The following is a 19,379-nucleotide window of genomic DNA, read 5'->3' on the forward strand; positions in this document are numbered from 1 at the left end:
CCTCATGCACCCCACATACGTTCGTTCGTCGAAGCGCTTCGACGTCACGTGCCGGCCCTTGCCGGGCACGGGAAGAAGGACCCCCACATGAAGTTCACCGACGGCTACTGGGTGACGCTGCGGGCGTACGGCCTGCGGCCCGGCGACGAGACGACGGTACGCGTAGGGGACGTGACCTTCACGGTCGTACGCGAAGGGGACACGCTGCGGGCGGCCCGCTGCGATCCGGCGGCACCCTGGACGCTCGCCGCCGCCGGCCACGAGGTACAGGCACCGGCCGGAACGGGCTTGCTGACGCTGGGGCTGGAGCCGGCCTGATGGTCAGGATCACGGACGTGGCACGACGGGCCGGGGTCTCCCCCAGCACCGTGTCGTACGCGCTGAGCGGCAAGCGCCCGATCTCGGCGGAGACCCGGCGCAGGGTCGAAGCGGCCGCCCGGGAGCTGGGCTACCGCCCGCAGTCGGGCGCACGCGCGCACGACAGGCCGAAGGTCCTGGCCCTGGCGGCTCCGCTGCGCACCGGCGTCCACGTCCCGGCGATGATGCGTGTGACGCAGTCGGTGGTGACAGCGGCACGCTCGTACGACCACGACGTCCTGCTCCTCACCCACGAGGAGGGCCTGACCCGCGTCGGGGAGCCGGCACCGGCGGACGCGTTACTGGTCATGGACGTCGGCATGCACGACCCACGCCTCCCCGTGCTCCGCTCCCTGGACCGCCCCTCCGTCCTGCTCGGCCTCCCCGCCGACCCGCACGGTTTGACCTGCGTGGACCTGGACTACCGGGCGGCAGGCGAGGCGTGCGTGCACCACCTGGCCCGCCTCGGCCACCGGACAGTGGCCCTCGTCGGCTCGCCACCAGAGGTCTACCTGCGCAGGACCACCTCGGCCCACCGCCTGGTCGAGGGCTTCACGGCCGCAGCCGACCACCACGGGCTTGCTTCGTCGGTGCACCCCGCTGTGTCGGCCCCGGCCGAGGCCCGCCACCTCGCGGACCGGCTGCTGCGCGAACACCCCGCCCTGACGGCCGTGGTGGTCCACAACGCGTCCCTCCTCGACCCCCTGATCACGGCCTTCCAGCAGCTCGGCCTACGCGTCCCCGAGGACCTGTCGATCACGGCCGTCTGCCCCGACGACCCTGCGACGACCACGTCGGTCGCCCTGCCGGCCACGGAGCTGGGCACCCGTGCGGTGGAACTGCTGATGGAAAAACGACGCGGCACGCCCGTGCCGGAGGTGACACTGCTGCCGTCACGGCTGACGGAGCGGGCGAGTACGAACCACGCATGACACAGGCCCCGTCGCTCATGAGCGACGGGGCCTGTGCCCACATGGGATGAGTGGAGATGGCGGGAATCGAACCCGCGTCCAACGGTGTGGAAACAGGGCTTCTCCGTGTGCAGTCGGCTGTGCTTTTCTCGGCCCCGGAGATCACGCCGACAAGTCTCCGACGGGCCCAGTCACTGTGTGGTTTCCCTCTTCACCCCGTGACCGGGATCAAGGTTTAGTTCCCTAAATGATGCCAGGATCCGGGTCGGGAACACTCCCGGGCTGACACTCCCTTAAGTAGGGGAGCCGCTGCTCGCTACCTGAAGATCAGGCAGCGAGGGCGAGCTCGCCCTGGGAGATGGATCGCTTGGAATTGGCGATTATTTTTTTCGGCCTGTGGTTTACGAGATCATGGCCGCTTCCTCGACACGCTTCCCCTGCTTCGACAGCCGCTGTCGAAACCGATCATCCCCATGTTGATTTTTCAATCCACGCCCCCGCGAGAGGGGCTCGCACCCGCTGTGGGGCGCAGGTGCCATCGTACGTGACCAACACCCGACGATGCCACCGTATTCCCCGCGGCCGCACTGCCGTGGTACCCCGTTCATCGCGGGCCATGCCCGGAGTGTTCCCGGCACCGGGCGGACAGCCCCTACGCCCGCTCCTTCCGGCGCACCGCCGAGATCACCCGCTCCGCCTCGCGCCGGTCCTGCTTCTCGCGGAGCGTCTGGCGCTTGTCGTACTCCTTCTTGCCCTTCGCCAGCGCGATCTCGACCTTGGCCCGGCCGTCCTTGAAGTACAGGGACAGGGGCACGATGGTGTGACCCGTCTCCTGCGACTTCGACTCCAGCTTGTCGATCTCCTCACGGTGCAGCAGCAGCTTCCGTTTCCGCCGCGCGCTGTGGTTGGTCCACGTGCCCTGGCTGTACTCCGGCACGTGGACGTTGTACAGCCACGCCTCGTGCCCGTCCATCTGCACGAAGCCGTCGACCAGCGACGCCCGTCCCTGGCGCAGCGACTTCACCTCGGTGCCGGTGAGGACCAGGCCGGCCTCGTAGGTGTCGATGACGAGGTAGTCGTGCCGCGCCTTCTTGTTCTGCGCGATCAGCTTGCGCCCTTTTTCCTTAGCCATAGTGCCGCCCATTTTCGCACTACGGAGGGGGCCCGCGGGAAGTCGATTACGACGAGGGACCTGCCAGACCGCGCAGTACGGTCTCGGCTCGCTGGAGGGCCCCTTCGTCGGACTCCAGGTCGGGCGTGATGCCCCGGCCGTCGACCGCGCGGCCGGAGGGGGTGCGGTAATGCCCGACGGTCAGCTCCGCGACGGAGCCGTCGGGCAGCCGGCTCGGCATCTGGACCGAGCCCTTGCCGAAGGTCCTGGATCCCACGACGAGCGCCCGCCCGCGGTCCTGAACGGCGCCGGTGAGAAGTTCGGCCGCGCTCATCGTCCCGCCGTCGACGAGCGCGACCAGCGGTCTCGTCGTGTCACCGCCGGGCTCGGCGTGCAGGGCGTGCTGCTCGCCGTCGACGCCGTACGTGGCGACCAGGCCGCCGTCGAGGAAGGCGGAGGCGGCGGTGACGGCCTCGGTGACCAGGCCGCCGGAGTTGCCGCGCAGGTCGAGGACGATCCCGCCGCCGGGCGGGGCCTGCCGGACGCCCTCGCGGACCTGGTCGCCGGAGCCCTTGGTGAAGCTGTCGACCCGGATGACGGTGACCGAGCCGGCGACTTTTCGAACGGCGACCGAGTCCGTGGACAGCTGGGCCCGGCGCAGGGTCTCGGTCCACGCGCGTGTGCCGCGCTCCAGGCCGAGGCGGACGGTGGTGCCGACGGGGGCGTCCGTGGCGTCCCCGCGCAGTAAGGAGACCACCTCGGTGACCGGCCGTCCGTCGGTCTTCCGGCCGTCGACGCTGCGCAGCAGGTCGCCGGGGCGGATCCCGGCGGTGGCCGCGGGCGAGCCGGCGCGCACCTTCGTCACCTCGATACGGCCGTCGCGTTTGCTGCGCGCCCAGAGGCCGACGCCGGTGTACTGGCCGTCGAGGGATTCCTCGAACTCCTCGTACTCGCCCTGGGAGTAGACCGCGCCCCAGCGGTCCCCGCTGCGGCTGACGGCGCGCTTCGCGGCCTCCATCGGGGACTTGCCGTCGGCCATGGCCTCCTCGGCCGCCCTGGTGACGTCCGCGTGGTGTCCGGCCGGGATAGCCGAACGGGCCTCGTCCGGCGCGGACTTCCGCTCGGCCTGCGGGAGGGAACCCGTGGCCGCGCCGGCGACGAGCACGCTCGCGAACATCAAGGTCAGGGCGGCCCCGCGGCGGATGCGACGGGGCTGACAGAACGGGTCACGACCTGACATGCCGGTGAGTCTAGGACAAGGGAAAGGGCCGTACGGCTTGTTGACCGCACGGCCCCTCTTGGTATGCGTCACACCTTCAAGTACTTGCGCAGCGCGAAGAACGCGGCCAACGCGGGCATCAGCAGGCTCGTGGCGAGGATGAGCGGCAGCTTCGTCAGGACGGCGTCCCAGCCGATGAAGTTGATCAGCGTCAGCTGGTCGGCCAGGGCCAGTCCGTGGTCGATGAGGAAGTACCGGGCGATCAGCAGGAAGGCGCACGCGAGCGTGCCGCCGATGAGCCCGGCGACCGCGGCCTCCATGATGAACGGCGCCTGGATGTAGAAGCCCGAGGCACCGACCAGGCGCATGATGCCGGTCTCGCGCCGGCGACTGAACGCCGAGACACGCACGGTGTTGACGATCAGCATCAGCGCGACGACCAGCATCAGCGCCATCACCGCGCGCGCGGCCCAGTTCATGCCGTTCAGCAGCTTGAAGAGGTTGTCCAGGATGCCCTTTTGGTCCTGGACGGACTGCACGCCGTCCCGGCCGTTGAAGGCGGTGGCGATGACCTGGTACTTCTGCGGGTCCTTCAGCTTGATGCGGTACGACTCCTGCATCTGGTCCGGCGTGAGGGAGCTGGCCAGCGGGGAGTCGCCGAACTGCTCCTTGTAGTGCTTGTACGCCTGGTCCTGGGACTCGTACGTGACTGTCTGGACGACGCCCATCTTGTCGAGGTCGGTCTTGATCTGCTTCTTCTGGTCGTCCGTCACCGCGCCCTTGGCGCAGTTGGGGTCGGACTCGGCGTCGCTCTTGTTGCAGAGGAAGATCGAGACGTTGACCTTGTCGTACCAGTAGCCCTTCATCGTGTTGACCTGGTCGCTCATCAGGAGCGACCCGCCGAACAGGGCGAGCGACAGGGCGACGGAGACGACGACGGCGAAGGTCATCGTCAGATTGCGGCGGAGACCGACGCCGATCTCCGACAGGACGAACTGGGCGCGCATGGCGAGGGGTTATGCCTTTCCGTGACTCTCGGGTGCGGTCTCAGTGCTGGTAGCCGTAGACACCGCGGGCCTGGTCGCGGACGAGGCGGCCCTTCTCCAGTTCGATGACGCGCTTGCGCATCTGGTCCACGATGTTCTGGTCGTGCGTGGCCATCACCACGGTCGTGCCCGTCCGGTTGATGCGGTCGAGCAGCTTCATGATGCCGACGGAGGTCTGCGGGTCGAGGTTGCCGGTGGGCTCGTCGGCGATGAGCAGTTTGGGCCGGTTGACGAAGGCCCGCGCGATGGCGACGCGCTGCTGCTCACCACCGGACAGCTCACCGGGCATCCGGTCCTCCTTGCCGCCGAGCCCGACGAGGTCGAGCACCTGCGGCACGGACTTGCGGATCTCACCGCGCGACTTGCCGATGACCTCCTGCGCGAAGGCGACGTTCTCGCCGACCGTCTTGTTCGGCAGCAGGCGGAAGTCCTGGAAGACCGTCCCGAGCTGGCGCCGCATCTGCGGCACCTTCCAGTTGGACAGGCGCGCGAGGTCCTTGCCCAGAACGTGCACCTGCCCGTGGCTGCACCGCTCCTCGCGGAGGATCAGCCGCAGGAAGGTGGACTTTCCGGAGCCGGAGGACCCCACGAGGAAGACGAACTCGCCCTTCTCGACCTCCAGGGAGACATCCCTGAGGGCGGGGCGGGTCTGCTTGGGGTAGACCTTGGAGACGTTGTCGAATCGGATCACGGATGCACCACGGGTAGCCGGGGGTAGATGAGCGTGACCATACGCGAACCGGGCAGGGCACCGCAGTCACCGGTCGGGGTTGCGCAGTGGATATGCCGTTTTGTACGCCTCTCTGCCAGCGACCCGCGCGCCCTCCGGAGGAACCTGGCACAGTGGAGAGGGAACGTTCGCACCGCCGCGAGCGTTACACACAAGGAACCGGCGCAAGGAGGGCGAGCGCATGACGTACGACCGGCTGGTGTGCGCGAACTGCGCGGCGCCCGTGAGCGAGGGCCGGTGCCCAGTGTGCCGTGCGAACCGCGAGCGGCTGCAGCAGGAGAACTTCCTCTCGGGCGTGAACCCGATGGCGCTGATCGCACTGCTGGCCGTGCTGATCGCCGCGGTGGCGCTGCTGGCGCACCAGACCGCCTAGCGGCGTAAGCAGCGGCAGCGGTCCGACAGCACCCGAAGACACGGCCGAGGGCCCGGAGCGTTTCGCTCCGGGCCCTCGGCGTTGCGCTGTGCCTACCGTCCGTACGGACGCGGCTACCGTCAGGCGGCAGCCCCGCCGCGGCCGCCCACGAGGCGCGGCAGGACGCGGAAGCCGACACCGCCGGCGATCATCGTGGCGGCGCCGATCACCAGGAAGGTGGTCTGCGCGGCGCCCGTCTCGGCGAGCTCCTGGCCGTTGCCCTGGGCCTGCGGCGCCGCCGGGGTGGCGCCGGAGCCGGTGTCGGTGAGGGACGAGGAGCCCTCCTGCTGCGGGGCGGTGCCGCCGTCGGGGTCGGCGATGTTGCCGCCGCCGTTGTTGCCACCGTTGCCGTTGCCGCCACCGTTGCCGTTGCCGCCACCGTTGCCGTTGCCGCCGCCGTTGCCGTTGCCGTTCCCGTTGCCTGGGTCGGTCGGCTGGGCCGTCGGGTCCTCGGTCGGCTCGGTGGGCTCGTCCGTGGGCTCGGTCGGCTCGTCGGTGGGCTCCTCGGTCGACGGCGGGTCGGTCGGGAGGTCGGTCGGCGGGTCCGTGGGGAGCTCGGTCGGAACCGGCGGGGTGGTCGGCGGCTCGGTCGGGACCGGCGACTCGTCGGCGCACAGGATGCCGAGCAGGCAGTTCTCGGTCTCCGCGGCGGATGCGGCACCGGCGGCGGTCAGCGAGGCACCAGCGGCGATCACGGCGCCGGCCGCTATCCGCGCGACACGGATCCGCGTCTTCTTCGTCATGTGGTTGCTACCCCCAGTAGCTCATCAGTCATTAGGCAGCGTTTGGAGCTGTGCTCGACGGGGGTAGCTGCGGTGAGAGCCCCCCGGTTCACATGCGCCCCAGTAGACACGCATGCCGCGCTTTACCCTTCCCATTTTTCAAAGACACGTCAAGGGCGTTTGCGGGTGCCATGTCCAAGTACGGGGGCAATGCCGGGAGTCTGACTCTGTGAGTGTGATGTAAAACCCAGACATGCGGGCACAGATAAGGCAACTGCCGCTCTGACGTCGGCAGTTGCCTTATCGACAAACTTACTTCTCCTGCTGCTTGCGCCAGCGAATTCCAGCTTCGAGGAACCCGTCGATCTCGCCGTTGAAAACGGCCTCCGGGTTGCCGACCTCGAACTCGGTGCGCAGGTCCTTCACCATCTGGTACGGGTGCAGCACGTACGAACGCATCTGGTTGCCCCAGGAGTTGCCGCCGTCGCCCTTGAGGGCGTCCATCTTGGCCTGCTCCTCCTGGCGGCGCCGCTCCAGCAGCTTGGCCTGGAGCACGTTCATGGCCGTCGCCTTGTTCTGGATCTGCGACCGCTCGTTCTGACAGGAGACGACGATGCCGGTGGGGATGTGGGTGAGGCGCACCGCGGAGTCGGTGGTGTTGACGCCCTGGCCGCCGGGGCCGGACGAGCGGTACACGTCCACCCGCAGTTCGGACTCGTCGATCTCGATGTGGTCGGTCTGCTCGACCACGGGAAGGATCTCGACGCCCGCGAAGGACGTCTGGCGCCGGCCCTGGTTGTCGAAGGGCGAGATGCGCACCAGCCGGTGCGTGCCCTGCTCGACGGAGAGCGTGCCGTACGCGTAGGGCACCTGGACGGCGAAGGTGGTCGACTTGATGCCGGCCTCCTCCGCGTACGACGTCTCGTAGATCTCCGTCTTGTAGCCGCGCTGCTCGGCCCACCGCAGGTACATGCGCTGGAGCTTCTCGGCGAAGTCGGCGGCGTCGACGCCGCCGGCCTCGGCGCGGATGTTCACCAGGGCCTCACGGGAGTCGTACTCGCCGGAGAGGAGGGTGCGGACCTCCATCTCGTCCAGCGCCTTCTTCACGACGATGAGCTCGGACTCGGCCTCGGCACGGGTGTCCGGATCGTCCTCCTCCTCCGCCATCTCGAAGAGGACGGCGAGGTCGTCGATACGACCGCGCAGGGCCTCGGCCTTGCGCACCTCGGCCTGGAGGTGGGACAGCTTGCTGGTGATCTTCTGCGCCTCATCGGGGTTGTCCCACAGGGACGGCGCGGCCGCCTGCTCCTCGAGCACGGCGATGTCTGCCCTCAGCCTGTCGAGGTCCAGAACGGCCTCGATCGACTCCATGGTCGAGGAGAGGGACTTGAGCTCTTCGGATACATCGACGACTGCCACGCCTCCAGCGTAACGGCTCCGCCCGTCGACCGACGCCGGGCTGCCGGAGCCAAGGCCTGCGGACGCCGGGCTCCGGGCGCCCCGGGGGTCAGGGGGACTGCGGGGCCGAGTTCTTCGTGTCCTGGGGAGGTGTGCTCGCGTCGTCGCCCGACGTGGACAGCCACGCCCCGACGCCGACCGCCGCCGCCAGGGCGACCGCGCCCGCGCCCAGGGCCACGCGGCGGCGCCGGGCGAGGGCGCGGTTGCGGGCCGAGCCCGGCCGGGGCGTGCCCGACGCGCGTGGGGCCCGGGCCGTGCCGTGCGCGCCCCCGGCCAGCTCGTCGGGTGCCGGTACGCGCATCGAGGTGTGGGTGTCCCGGTTGGAGTCGGCCGGTTTCGCGCCCGGCACCAGGGGGACCACGCCCCGCCGCCGGACCCGCTCCCCGGCCGGTGCCGGTCCGGCGGGCTGCTCCTCGCGGTCCGCCTCCTCGGCGGACTCCGTGTCCGGCTCGTCCACCTCCAGCGGCGGCATGCCCGCCAGCATCGGCAGCAGCTCCCACAGCCGCGCCCCGAGCTCCGAGGCCCGCAGGCGCGAGGCCGGCGCCTTGGCCAGGCACTGCACGAGCAGCTGCCACAGCTCGTCCGGGATGCCGGGCAGCGGGACGACCGACTCCGTGACGTGCCGGCGCAGGACCGCGCCCGGGTGGCCGCCGCCGAACGGGGTGAAGCCCGCCAGCAGCTCGTAGAGGACCGTGGCGAGCGCGTAGATGTCGACGGAGGCGCGGGGCGGCAGGCCCTCGACGATCTCCGGGGCGAGGTAGTCCGGCGTGCCGATGATCTTGGTGGCCTTGGTGCGGCGCGGGGTGTCGATGAGTTTGGCCACACCGAAGTCGGTCAGCAGGGCGCGGTGGGAGCCGCCCGGGCCCAGGGGGCCCTGCATGTCCAGGAGCACGTTCTCCGGCTTCACGTCCCGGTGCACGACGCCCGCGGCGTGCGCGGCCGCCAGCCCGTCGGCGATGTCGGCCGTGATCGCGACGGCCGCCTCGGGCGCCAGGCGCCGGTCACGCTCCAGCCGGGTCCGCAGGTCGGTGCCCCGGACGAGGTCCATGACCAGCGCCAGGTCGTTGCCGTCCACGACCAGGTCGCGCACCGACACCACGTGCGGGTGCTCCAGGCCCAGCAGCGCCGTCCGCTCCTGCACGAAGCGCCCGACGAGTTCCTGGTCGGACGCGAGGTCCTCGCGCAGCAGCTTGATGGCGACGGGGCCTTCGGGGCCCTCGCCCAGCCACACCGTGCCGGCGCTGCCCCGCCCCAGGATCTGGTGGGCGGTGTACCGGCTGCCGATCTTCCGTGCCAAGGCTGCTCCTACCGACGCGTGTTGTCGTTAAAACTACGCGTCCGGAGAGCCAACCTTCACTGCCGAGGCAGAAATCACCCGCCAGGTGTCGACAAATCACCAACCCCGCAGGGCGGTTCGGGTCAGTTCGTGCCCGAACCGCTCCCGCTGAGCTTCTCGATCCAGCCGGTCACCGTGGAGAACCAGTCGGTGAGCTGGTCCCAGTAGCCCTTGGTGGTGCCGATCCACTCCTGCAGCGGGCTCAGTTCCCAGATCAGCCAGCCGGCGACGAACAGGATGAGGATCGAGAAGAGACAGCCCTTCAGGCAGCCGAGCCCGGGAATCCGCATCCGGTTGGCGCTGCGCTGCCGCGGCTGCCGGGGCTCGCGCTGGGGCCGCTGCGGTTGCTGGGGCTGGGCCGGCGGCGGGGGCGGGGCGTAGCGCTGCGGCGGCTGGGGCCGCTGGGGCTGGGGGGCGTACTGCTGGGGCTGCTGCTGTTGCGGGTGGCCGTAGCCGGGCCCGGGCGGGGGTGCCTGGCGCCGCGGGGGCTGCTGCGGCCGGGCGACCTGGCGCTGGGGGCGGCGGCGCAGCGGGTCCTGGCCGGGGTCGAGGTACTGGACCTGCGTCTGCTCGTTGCGGTCGCGGGCGGCCCGCAGCTGGTTCTGCCAGGGGTGCGGGTCCTCGGGACCGCCCTGCTGGTTCTGCTGTCCGGGGTGGCCGGGCGAGCCCGGCGGGACCGGCGGCATGACGGCGGTCGGGTCGGCCGCGCCCCGGTTGGGCAGGACGGCGGTGGGGTCGGCGGCGCCGGCCGGGCCGCCGGTGTGGGGCATGACACTGGTGGCGGCGTTCGGGTCGTACGAGCCCGCGCCCTGCGGGAGGACCTGGGTGGGGTCGGCCGCGCCGGGGGTGTCCGGCACGGGCGCGGGCGCCGGGTCGGGCACCAGGAGCGCGCCGACGCCCTCGGCGGCGGCGATCTGCGCGGAGTTCGCGTGCACTCCGATGCCCTCGGCGACGACGCGCAGGCCACGGGCGAGGTTCACGGCGCTGGGCCGCTCGTCCGGGTTCTTGCGCAGACAGCGCTCGATGACCGTCCACAGCGGGTCGGGGACCGTGGAGGGGCGGCGGGGCTCGGCGCTCAGGTGCTGGTGCAGCACCTCCAGGGCGGAGCCGCCGGCGAACGGCGGGCGGCCGGTGACCAGCTCGTACAGCAGGATGCCGGCGCCGTAGATGTCGACGGCGGAGGTCTGCGGGCGGCCCTCGGCGGACTCGGGTGCGACGTACGCGGGCGTGCCGACGAACTCCTGGGTGCGGGTCAGGCCCGGGGAGTCGGCCAGGCGGGCGATGCCGAAGTCGGTCAGCAGCGGGTGCATCCGCCCGTCGTACTGCTGGAGCAGGACGTTCGCGGGCTTGAGGTCGCGGTGGACGACGCCGTCGGCGTGGCTGGCGGCGAGCGCGTCGGCGATCTGGGCGGTGAGCAGGGCGGCGGCGACGGGCGTGAAGGGCCCGTTCTCGCGCAGGTAGCGGTGCAGGTCGGGGCCCTCGACGAGGTCCATGACCAGCGCCAGCAGCTCGCCCTCGACGACCAGGTCGCGGACCCGGACGATGTTCGGGTGGGTCAGCCGGAGCAGGACGGAGCGCTCCCGGAGGAACCGCATGACGATGTCCGGGTCGCCGGCCAGCTCCTCCTTGAGGACCTTGATGGCGACCGTCTCGCCGGGCTGTCCCGGCACGGCCGCCTCGGCGCCCGCGGTCTCGCGCTGGCGGGCTCGCCAGACGGTGCCCGTGGCGCCGCGCCCGAGCGGCTCCTCGAGCAGGTACTTGCTGCCTACCGGCCGCACGTCATGCGCTCCCTGGTGCTTGCCTTGCCTGCTGGCCTGTCCGACCCACTGTAGTGCCGTGCCGCCGGGGACCGGGGTGTCCTCTATCTGTGGGTCTTACGTATCCGTTCTCGCACGCGTTCGAATCTCGCACGTGTTCGAAGGGAAGACGCTTACGTCGGTCTGGTGGTTGCCGAGAGTGAGCGTGACCGATCTCAAGTGATCGCGAGTGGGTCATCTCGCAGGCACTTTTGCGGGCAGAGCCGACCAATCAAGATCCCTTGTTCCGGAGCAAGGGGCGCGCTGTCAGTGGCAGGTGCGAGGATGCGTGCAGTACTGGCCGACGTGCTGGGGCGGGGTGGGGGGACTCCGCGCCCGGGCAGAAGGGACCGCTGACGGCGATGCAGATCCGGCTGACCGTCATAGACCCGCTGGGCCTGGCGGCTCCGGCCCGGGACCGCGCCGCGCGCAGCGACGTGCTGGTCACCGCGCCCGCCGGGACGGCGCTCGCGGCGGTGTCCTCGGCACTCGCCCAGGTGGTCCTCGGCGGTGACGGCTCGGGCTCTCCCGTGCTGTACGCCGGGGAGCAGCGACTCGACGCCCAGCGCTGCACGCTCGGCGAGCCCCCGCTGACGGACGGCGCCGTGCTGTCCGTGGGCGCGCCGGGCGAGCCGGAACCGCATCCGGAGCTGGACGACGCCCCGGCCCAGCTCCAGGTGGTCGCCGGGCCCGACGCCGGCGGCGTCCACCTCCTGCACGGCGGCGAGATCCGCATCGGCCGCTCCGCCGACGCCGACGTGCCGCTCGACGACCCGGACGTCTCCCGGCTGCACTGCGCGGTGACGGTGAGCGCCGACGGCCGCGTCTCGGTCGCCGACCTCGACTCCACGAACGGCACGACGCTGGACGGCGCGCGTGTGGGCGCCCGGGCGGTCCGTTTCACCCCCGGGGCGCTGCTGCGGATCGGCGAATCGGCTTTGCGGCTGGCTCCCGCCGGAGGGCCTGGGGGCCGGGTGGATACGACGCCGGACGGGGAGGGGCACGTGCGCGTGCCAGGGCCTGCCGGGGGAGCGGGGGCGGAGACGCACGCGTCGGGTCCGATTCCGGCCGGGGCCGGCGGGGCTGCGTGGCCTTCTGATGCCGGCGGGGCCGGCGGGGCTGTCGGGCCTTCTGGGCCTGGGGCTTATGGGCCTGCCGGGGCTTCCGGGCCTCCGGGGCCTTCCTCTGCTGCCGGTGCTCCCAGACCTGCCGGGTCTGCTGGCCCTGCCGGGGCTGCCGGGCCTTCCGGGCCTGCCGGTACTTCCCGACCTGCCGGGGCTGCCGGACCTGCCGGGCCCACTCATCACACTCACGGCTCGGCGGCCTGGGGCACGCCGGGCAGCGCGGGGCGCGGCTCCGGGGACTCTGCCGTGGTGCCGGGGCAGGGCGGGGCGCCTCGGGTCGAGAGCAGGGGTGGGGAAGCGCCCGGGGAGGCTTCGCGGTCGGCTGACGGGGGTGGGCCGGGGGCCGCGCAGGGCGGATTCCGGGCTGGTGCCGGTGAGCCCGGGGCGGGCATCGCCCGGGGCCAGGAGGACTCGGGGCCCGTCGTCCGGGCTCCCCGGCAGCGCGGCGTCTCCGGGGACGGATCGGCAGCGGCCTCCCCCAACGGCGTCACCGGCACTCCACGGCAGCGCGGTGCGACGCAGGCCGGGCTCGGTGCCGGGGACACGCACGCGGGGCGTTCCGGGGCCGGGGCGCTGGGCGGGGCGTTCGGTGACGGGCGTGCGGACGGTTCCGGCCAGGGCGCAGGAACGGCGGACGGCGCAGGCCCTCATGCCCGGGCAGGGGGCCGGACGGCTCCCCGTCCGACGGCTGCGACGGGCGCCGGTCCGGTCGGGGGCGGTCGCCCCGGTGACGACGGCGGCCCGGTCTCCCCGGCAGGCGTCGCGGACGAGCGGTCCGGTCGCGGGCGCAAGGGCACTCCCCTGCGGGGCACCGATGTGCCGCCGGGGACGCGCAGGCGGGGCGGGCTCGGGGCGTGGGCGCGGCGGTTGACCGGAGGGCGTGGCGAGCAGGAGGCGCCCGCGCGCGGGACGTATGAGGCCGAGCCGGCCGAACTGGCGGCCGAGCACTCGGCCGTCGGGCCCGCGCTGCCGGAGACCTGGCCGGATCCGGCCACACTGCTGCTGACGGCGCTGGGGCCGGGGCCCCGGCTGTGGGAGCGCGGACCGGGCCACCCGGAGGCACTCGCCGTGCGGCTCGGTACGGCCGACCGGGCGGCGCCGGACGGCTCGGGCCTGCTGCCCGCGGTGCCGGTGACCGCCGGGCTGCGCGAGGTCGGCGCACTGGGACTGGCCGGGCCCCGGGCGCGGCTCGCCGGGCTGGCCCGTGCCGTGCTGGCGCAGCTCACCGCGCTGCACTCCCCCGACAGCCTGGAGATCGTCCTGATCGCCGCGGACCGCTCCCGCCCCCTGGAGGAGCGCACCGCCGAGTGGGGCTGGCTGGGCTGGCTGCCGCATGTCCGCCCGGGGCACGGGCAGGACTGCCGCCTGCTGCTCGCCTACGACCGGGAACAGGCCGCCGCCCGCACGGACGAGCTCCTCCGCCGCCTGGAGGACCAGCTGGCGGACGCGGCAGGCGGCGCCGCGGGGGCCGCCGGGCTGCTGGGCAACGTGCGGTTCTCCAGAGTCCAGGCGACCGGCGGCCCGAGCGACAGCGCGCCGGGTCCCGACGCCCAGGACGGCAGCGGCCCGCGGACCGCCACTGCCGCCGGTCCCGTGCCCCGCCGCCCCTCCTGGGCCCGGGACGACACCCCCGTCCCCGCCCCGGCCACCGACTTCCCCGGCCCCTACACCGTCGTCGTCGTGGACGGCGATCCCGGCGGAGCCGACCTGCGCGAGGCCGTGGCACGGCTGGCGCTGGAAGGCCCCCGGGCCGGGATCCACGTCGTCTGCCTGGCCGAGACGGCGGCCGCCTCCCCCGCCTCACCCGTGACGGAGACCTACGAGGCGGCCTGCTCGGTGGCGCCGACGTTCCGGCAGTGCGGTGCGGTCGCGCTGCTCAGCGGGGACGTGGCGACGGCCCTGCGGCTGATGCGCGTGGCCCGGGTCGGCGGCGCCTCGGGACCGGTCGGGCCCGTGGGCCACGGCACCATCGCCACCGTCGACGCCGTCTCGCCCGCGTGGGCCGAGCGGTTCGCGCGGGCGCTGGCGCCGCTGCGTACGGACGGCGCGGCGAGTGAGGGGCAGCCGCGCGTCTCCGCGCCCCTGCCCCAGGCGGCGCGGCTGCTGGACGAGCTGGGCCTGGCCCGGGCCACTCCGGCGTCGCTGATGGCGCGCTGGGCGGACGCGGCCGACGACACCGGGGCGCTGGGCGGGCGGGTGCGCGCGGTGCTGGGCGCCGGGCCGCGCGGCCCGGTCTGCGCGGACCTCGCGGTCCAGGGCCCGCATCTGCTGGTCGAGGGCCCGCCGGGCAGCGGCCGGACGGAGCTGCTGCGGGCGGTCGTCGCGTCCCTGGCCGCCGCCGAGCGGCCGGACCGGCTGGGCATCGTGCTGGTCGACGGCCGGGGCGGTCCCGGCGCGGGCGGCGGGGCCGGCGAGGGACTGCGCGTGTGTACGGACGTCCCGCATGTCACCACGTATCTCACGGCCCACGACCCGGTGCGGATGCGCGAGTTCGCGCAGTCACTGAGCGCCGAGCTGAAGCGGCGCGCCGAGCTGCTGGGGCGTTCCGACTTCGCCGAGTGGCACACCGGGCGCGAGCTGTCGGGCCGTATGGTCGCCCAGCGCACGGCGGCCGCCCGGGGCGGCGCCCAGGCCGCAGCCGGTGCCGGGGCAGGCGCCGGGGCCGCGGATCTCGACTCCTCACCCAGTTCGACGATGCGGCTGCGGCCCGGAGCGGCCCGGCGGCAGACGGAGGCGGCGCCGCCGCTGCCCCGGCTCGTCGTGGTCGTGGACGACCTGGACGCGCTGGTCTCCCCCGCCCTCGGCTCGACCGGACGGCCCGCGGCCGGATCGGTGATGCGCGCGCTGGAGGCCGTGGCCCGGGAAGGCGAGCGGCTGGGCGTCCACCTGGTGGCGGCCACCGGCCCGTGCGCCCGTACGGCGGAGACGGAACCGGCGCGCCGGGCCACGCTCCGCGTCACCCTCGACACCCCGGCACCAGGCCCCGAGGAGCCCGCTCCGGGCCGTGGCCGCCTCGCCTGCGCGGACGGTCGGATCACGCCGTTCCAGGGCGGGCGGGTCACCGGCCGTATCCCCCGGACGGCGACGCTGCGCCCCACGGTCGTACCCCTGGAATGGCACCGCATGGGTGACCCTCCGGCCCGCCGTCCGGTGCGGGAACTCGGAAACGGCCCGACCGACCTGGCACTGTTGGCCAGCGCGCTGGAAAGGGCGGCGCGGGAGGTCGCGGCGGCGCGGGTGCCGTCACTTCTGTAGCACTCGTCCATGGCACTGGCTGGATGCCGACCCCGTCCGTTGGTCGGGGACGAGACCCTGGTCACGAGGGGGTCACGATCCCCCGCTTGACAGCCGACGCCATCTTGCCGCCCCCGCACACCCGGGCGTAGACCAGATCGCACGGGAGCGCGCTCGACGTTCGACGAGGAACGAAGAACGGGGCAGTCATGCGCATGACGAGCAGCACCATCCGGACACGCTGGTCGCCGAAGCGGGACAAGGCGACCCCCCAGCACCGCAGAGCCGCCAAGGCCGCAGCCACCATCGCCGCGGGAGCGCTCGCGCTCTCGCTCACCGCCTGCGGAGGCGACGGCGACGGCGACGCAAACAGTGGAACCGAGGGAAACACCGAGGAGACCGCCAACAACGTCACCCTTCCGAAGCTGGACGGGACGAGCCTGGAGATCGCCGCCGTGTGGAGCGGCGCCGAACAGGCCAACTTCAAGAAGGTCCTGGCGGAGTTCGAGAAGCGCACGGGCGCCAAGGTCACGTTCGTGCCCGCCCAGGACCCGATCATCAACTTCATCGGCTCGAAGGTGGCCGGCGGGCAGCCGCCGGACATCGCGATGCTGCCGCAGCCGGGCGCCATCAAACAGGCCGTCGACCGGGGCTGGGCCAAGCCCCTCGGCGCCGAGGCCCTGAAGGAGCTCGGCGAGAACTACTCGCAGGGCTGGCAGGACATCGGCAAGGTGGGCGGCAAGCAGTACGGCGTCTACTACAAGGCCGCCAACAAGTCCCTGATCTGGTACAACAACCAGGTCTTCGAGAACGCCGGGGCGAGTGAGCCCGAGACCTGGCCGGATCTGCTGAAGACCGCGCAGACGGTCTACGACTCCGGCGTCACCCCGTTCTCCGTCGGCGGCGCCGAGGGCTGGACGCTGACCGACTGGTTCGAGAACGTGTACCTCTCCCAGGCCGGGCCGGAGAAGTACGACCAGCTGGCCAAGCACGAGATCAAGTGGACGGACCCGTCCGTGAAGGACGCGCTGACCACGCTCGCGCAGGTCTGGGGCAAGGCGAACTACGTCGCGGGCGGGGCGAACGGGGCGTTGCAGACCGACTTCCCGGCCTCCGTCACGCAGGTCTTCACCGGCGGGGACCAGCCCAAGGCGGCCATGGTCGCCGCGGGCGACTTCGCGCAGGTCAACATCCCGACGACCATGAAGGTCGGCACGGACGCGAAGGTGTTCCCGTTCCCGGCGGTCGGTGACAACGGGCCGGTGGTCTCGGGCGGCGACGCGGCCGTGATCCTCCAGGACTCGAAGGGGGCGCAGGCCCTGGCCACCTGGCTCGCCTCGCCGGACGCGGCCCAGATCCAGGCCAAGCTGGGCGGCTACCTCTCGCCGAACAAGAACGTGCCGAACTCCGCGTACCCGAACGCGGTGCAGCAGAGGATCGCCAAGGCGCTCGTCGACGCCGGTGACGACTTCCGCTTCGACATGTCCGACCAGGCCCCGCAGGCCTTCGGCGGTACGCCCGGCAAGGGCGAGTGGAAGATCCTCCAGGACTTCCTGAAGAACCCGAAGGACGTCGCGGGTACGCAACAGAAGCTGGAGACCGAAGCGGCCGCGGCCTACGGAGGCTGACGGTATGACGTCGGCCACGGCGGCAGGGGGCGTCAAGCCCCCTGCCGCTCCCAAGTCGCGCAAGAGTGTGACCGGCACCCGCAGGATGGTCGCGGCGCTGTTCCTGCTGCCCGCGCTCGTCCTGCTCGGCGCGCTCGTGGTGTACCCGATCGGGTACTCGGTGGTCCGCAGCTTCTACGACCAGTCCGGCGACGGCTTCGCCGGGATCGACAACTACAAGGCCCTCTTCACCGACGAGGGCATCCGCACCGCGCTGAAGAACAACGTCATCTGGGTGGTGTTCGCGCCGACGGTCGCGACGGCGCTCGGCCTGATCTTCGCGGTGCTGACCGAACGGGTGCGCTGGGGCACGGCCTTCAAGCTGGTCGTCTTCATGCCGATGGCGATCTCGATGCTGGCGGCGGGCATCATCTTCCGCCTGGTCTACGACCAGGACCCGGACAAGGGCGTCGCGAACGCGGTGTGGGTGGGCGTGCACGACACGTTCGCCCAATCGTCGGCGTTCCCGAAGGCCCACCCGGGCCGTCAGTCGCCGCTGGAGCCGGCGGGCGGGGGCGCCTTCATCACCAAGTCTCCCGTCCACGCGGGCGAGACCGTCTCGCTGCCCCTGGTGGGCGTCGCGCCCGACCTGATGCCGGACGGCGCGAAGCCGGCGGTGGCGCCGAAGCCCGAGCCGGACAAGGTCACCGGTACGACCTGGCAGGACTTCACGCGGGGCAAGGGCGTGGGGACGCTCAACCGGGTCGACGCGTCCGAACTGGGCTATGCCGGCATGAGGATCGAGGCCGTGAAGGACGGCAGGGTCGTGGCGTCGGCGACAGCGGCGGACGACGGCACCTTCACGCTGCCGGCCTCGGCCGACGGGGCCCGACTCCGGCTCCCCGACAGCAACTTCAAGGAGCCGTACCGGGGCCTGGACTGGCTCGGACCGTCCCTGGTCACCCCGGCCATCATCGGCGCGTACATCTGGATGTGGGCGGGCTTCGCGATGGTGCTGATCGCGGCCGGGCTCGCGGGCGTGCCGCGCGAACTCCTGGAGGCCGCCCGGGTCGACGGCGCGACCGAGTGGCAGGTGTTCAGACGGGTCACGGTGCCGCTGCTGGCGCCGGTCCTCGCGGTCGTCACCGTCACCCTGATGATCAACGTGCTGAAGATCTTCGACCTGGTCTTCATCATCGCCCCCGGCTCCGCCCAGGACGACGCGAACGTCCTCGCCCTGGAGCTGTACCGCAAGGGCTTCTCCGAGGACCAGCCGGGCATCGCCAGCGCCATCTCGGTGTTCCTGCTGCTCCTCGTGATCCCGGTGATGTGGTTCAACGTACGTCGGCTGAGGCGGGAGGTCAGGCGATGAAGGCGAAGCAGTCGCTGGGGTCCCGGCTGGCCGAAGGGGTCAGCGGTGGGCTGGTGCGGGTGTTCCTCATCGTCGTCGGCCTGTTCTGGCTGGTGCCGACGATCGGTCTGCTGCTGGCCAGTCTCCGCTCGCCGGAGGACATCGCGGCGAGCGGCTGGTGGAAGGTGTTCACCGAGCCCTCGCAGATCACGTTCGACAGCTACTCCAAGCTGCTGGAGAACGAGGACATCACCAGCAGCCTGCTCAACACGGTGTGGATCACGGTGCCGGCGACCCTGCTGGTCGTGATCATCGGCTCGCTGGCGGGTTACGCCTTCGCCTGGATGGAGTTCCCGGGCCGCGACTGGTGGTTCCTGGGCGTGGTCGGCCTGTTGGTCGTGCCCGTGCAGGTCGCGCTGATCCCGATCGCCGAACTCTTCGGAGAGCTCGGCATCTTCGGCTCGGTGACCGGCGTGGTGCTCTTCCACGTCGGATTCGGTCTGCCGTTCGCGGTGTTCCTGCTGCGGAACTTCTTCGCGGAGATCCCGAGAGAGCTGCTGGAGGCCGCGCGGCTGGACGGGGCGGGTGAACTGCGCCTGTTCTTCCGTGTCGTGATGCCGCTCGGCGCTCCGGCGATCGCCTCGCTCGGCATCTTCCAGTTCCTGTGGGTGTGGAACGACATGCTGGTCGCGCTGATCTTCTCGGACTCCGGGAGCCAGCCGATCACGGTCGCGCTCCAGACGCAGGTACGGCAGTTCGGCAACAACATCGACGTGCTGGCACCCGGTGCGTTCATCTCGATGGTGGTCCCGCTGGCCGTCTTCTTCGCGTTCCAGCGGCAGTTCGTGTCCGGCGTGATGGCGGGAGCCGTCAAGTAGCGTTCAGAGCAAGGAAGTTGGAGGGGCGGGCCGGTCGCGGTCCGCCCCTTGCGCGTTCCCCCGGATGCCGTAGCCGCCGTAACCAAC

Annotated in this window: 14 protein-coding genes, 1 other RNA gene and 1 pseudogene; 7 read left to right on the forward strand and 9 right to left on the reverse strand. The window is 72.0% G+C overall.

All coding sequences use genetic code 11. The features are described from left to right. Positions 1-81: 81 nt before the first annotated feature. Both HDA41_RS15230 and HDA41_RS15235 read left to right on the forward strand, forming a co-directional pair. Positions 82-318: pseudogene (locus HDA41_RS15230) on the forward strand (alpha-xylosidase); the annotation flags it as partial. Further along, positions 318-1,289, forward strand: a complete 972-nt coding sequence (locus HDA41_RS15235; protein WP_184984303.1) for a LacI family DNA-binding transcriptional regulator — start codon at positions 318-320, stop codon at positions 1,287-1,289. The pseudogene HDA41_RS15230 and the gene HDA41_RS15235, both read left to right, overlap by 1 nt. A gap of 48 nt (positions 1,290-1,337) precedes the next feature. Here HDA41_RS15235 and ssrA read toward each other — a convergent pair. From ssrA to ftsE, 5 genes are all read right to left on the reverse strand, one after another. Then, positions 1,338-1,741: a transfer-messenger RNA gene (gene ssrA / locus HDA41_RS15240) on the reverse strand. A 179-nt stretch (positions 1,742-1,920) separates the two neighbouring features. Beyond that, entirely contained in the window at positions 1,921-2,400 is a 480-nt protein-coding gene (gene smpB, locus HDA41_RS15245) for an SsrA-binding protein SmpB (RefSeq protein ID WP_184984305.1), read from the reverse strand. Positions 2,401-2,446: 46 nt separating this feature from the next. After that, on the reverse strand, positions 2,447-3,619 hold the full coding sequence (locus HDA41_RS15250; protein WP_184984308.1) for a S41 family peptidase: 1,173 nt from the start codon (positions 3,617-3,619) through the stop codon (positions 2,447-2,449). A gap of 68 nt (positions 3,620-3,687) precedes the next feature. Further along, complete coding sequence (gene ftsX, locus HDA41_RS15255) at positions 3,688-4,605, reverse strand: permease-like cell division protein FtsX (RefSeq protein ID WP_184984310.1); 918 nt, start codon at positions 4,603-4,605, stop codon at positions 3,688-3,690. 40 nt (positions 4,606-4,645) lie between these two features. Then, the gene (ftsE, locus tag HDA41_RS15260; protein ID WP_003990615.1) at positions 4,646-5,335 is read right to left on the reverse strand and encodes a cell division ATP-binding protein FtsE; all 690 of its coding nucleotides are present in this window, start codon (positions 5,333-5,335) and stop codon (positions 4,646-4,648) included. 220 nt (positions 5,336-5,555) lie between these two features. Between ftsE and HDA41_RS15265 the strand changes: the two genes are divergently transcribed. Beyond that, the gene (locus tag HDA41_RS15265) at positions 5,556-5,747 is read left to right on the forward strand and encodes a hypothetical protein (RefSeq protein ID WP_184984312.1); all 192 of its coding nucleotides are present in this window, start codon (positions 5,556-5,558) and stop codon (positions 5,745-5,747) included. A gap of 119 nt (positions 5,748-5,866) precedes the next feature. On the opposite strand, the gene HDA41_RS15270 is transcribed toward HDA41_RS15265, so the two are convergent. The 4 genes from HDA41_RS15270 to HDA41_RS15285 form a co-directional block, all read right to left on the reverse strand. Continuing rightward, complete coding sequence (locus HDA41_RS15270; RefSeq protein ID WP_184984314.1) at positions 5,867-6,529, reverse strand: LPXTG cell wall anchor domain-containing protein; 663 nt, start codon at positions 6,527-6,529, stop codon at positions 5,867-5,869. Between the two features lie 291 nt (positions 6,530-6,820). Beyond that, positions 6,821-7,927 (reverse strand): peptide chain release factor 2, encoded by a 1,107-nt coding sequence (gene prfB, locus HDA41_RS15275; RefSeq protein WP_184984316.1) that lies wholly within the window; start codon positions 7,925-7,927, stop codon positions 6,821-6,823. Positions 7,928-8,015: 88 nt separating this feature from the next. Further along, positions 8,016-9,263, reverse strand: a complete 1,248-nt coding sequence (locus tag HDA41_RS15280; protein ID WP_184984318.1) for a serine/threonine-protein kinase — start codon at positions 9,261-9,263, stop codon at positions 8,016-8,018. Positions 9,264-9,385: 122 nt separating this feature from the next. Continuing rightward, complete coding sequence (locus HDA41_RS15285) at positions 9,386-11,080, reverse strand: serine/threonine-protein kinase (protein WP_184984320.1); 1,695 nt, start codon at positions 11,078-11,080, stop codon at positions 9,386-9,388. A gap of 380 nt (positions 11,081-11,460) precedes the next feature. On the opposite strand from HDA41_RS15285, the gene HDA41_RS15290 reads away from it, so the two are divergent. The 4 genes from HDA41_RS15290 to HDA41_RS15305 all read left to right on the forward strand — a co-directional run bounded on the left by HDA41_RS15290 (position 11,461) and on the right by HDA41_RS15305 (position 19,292). Then, entirely contained in the window at positions 11,461-15,477 is a 4,017-nt protein-coding gene (locus tag HDA41_RS15290) for an FHA domain-containing protein (protein WP_184984322.1), read from the forward strand. Between the two features lie 188 nt (positions 15,478-15,665). Next, complete coding sequence (locus tag HDA41_RS15295) at positions 15,666-17,084, forward strand: ABC transporter substrate-binding protein (RefSeq protein ID WP_184984324.1); 1,419 nt, start codon at positions 15,666-15,668, stop codon at positions 17,082-17,084. Positions 17,085-17,088: 4 nt separating this feature from the next. Continuing rightward, positions 17,089-18,435: a carbohydrate ABC transporter permease gene (locus HDA41_RS15300; RefSeq protein WP_221511521.1), complete on the forward strand. Its 1,347-nt coding sequence runs from the start codon at positions 17,089-17,091 to the stop codon at positions 18,433-18,435. Next, the gene (locus tag HDA41_RS15305; RefSeq protein ID WP_184984326.1) at positions 18,432-19,292 is read left to right on the forward strand and encodes a carbohydrate ABC transporter permease; all 861 of its coding nucleotides are present in this window, start codon (positions 18,432-18,434) and stop codon (positions 19,290-19,292) included. Before HDA41_RS15300 ends, HDA41_RS15305 begins: the two co-directional genes overlap by 4 nt. The last annotated feature ends 87 nt before the right edge of the window (positions 19,293-19,379 follow it).

This window comes from Streptomyces caelestis (genome assembly GCF_014205255.1).
GTDB lineage: Bacteria > Actinomycetota > Actinomycetes > Streptomycetales > Streptomycetaceae > Streptomyces > Streptomyces caelestis.

Bases quoted from the DNA above. Each gene is read 5' to 3' on its own strand.
- HDA41_RS15295 (WP_184984324.1), top strand. From the start codon at position 15,666: ATGCGCATGACGAGCAGCACCATCCGGACACGCTGGTCGCCGAAGCGG.
- HDA41_RS15235 (WP_184984303.1), top strand. From the start codon at position 318: ATGGTCAGGATCACGGACGTGGCACGACGGGCCGGGGTCTCCCCCAGC.
- HDA41_RS15265 (WP_184984312.1), top strand. From the start codon at position 5,556: ATGACGTACGACCGGCTGGTGTGCGCGAACTGCGCGGCGCCCGTGAGC.
- smpB (WP_184984305.1), bottom strand. From the start codon at position 2,400: ATGGCTAAGGAAAAAGGGCGCAAGCTGATCGCGCAGAACAAGAAGGCG.
- HDA41_RS15300 (WP_221511521.1), top strand. From the start codon at position 17,089: ATGACGTCGGCCACGGCGGCAGGGGGCGTCAAGCCCCCTGCCGCTCCC.
- ftsX (WP_184984310.1), bottom strand. From the start codon at position 4,605: ATGCGCGCCCAGTTCGTCCTGTCGGAGATCGGCGTCGGTCTCCGCCGC.
- HDA41_RS15305 (WP_184984326.1), top strand. From the start codon at position 18,432: ATGAAGGCGAAGCAGTCGCTGGGGTCCCGGCTGGCCGAAGGGGTCAGC.
- HDA41_RS15290 (WP_184984322.1), top strand. From the start codon at position 11,461: ATGCAGATCCGGCTGACCGTCATAGACCCGCTGGGCCTGGCGGCTCCG.
- HDA41_RS15250 (WP_184984308.1), bottom strand. From the start codon at position 3,619: ATGTCAGGTCGTGACCCGTTCTGTCAGCCCCGTCGCATCCGCCGCGGG.
- HDA41_RS15270 (WP_184984314.1), bottom strand. From the start codon at position 6,529: ATGACGAAGAAGACGCGGATCCGTGTCGCGCGGATAGCGGCCGGCGCC.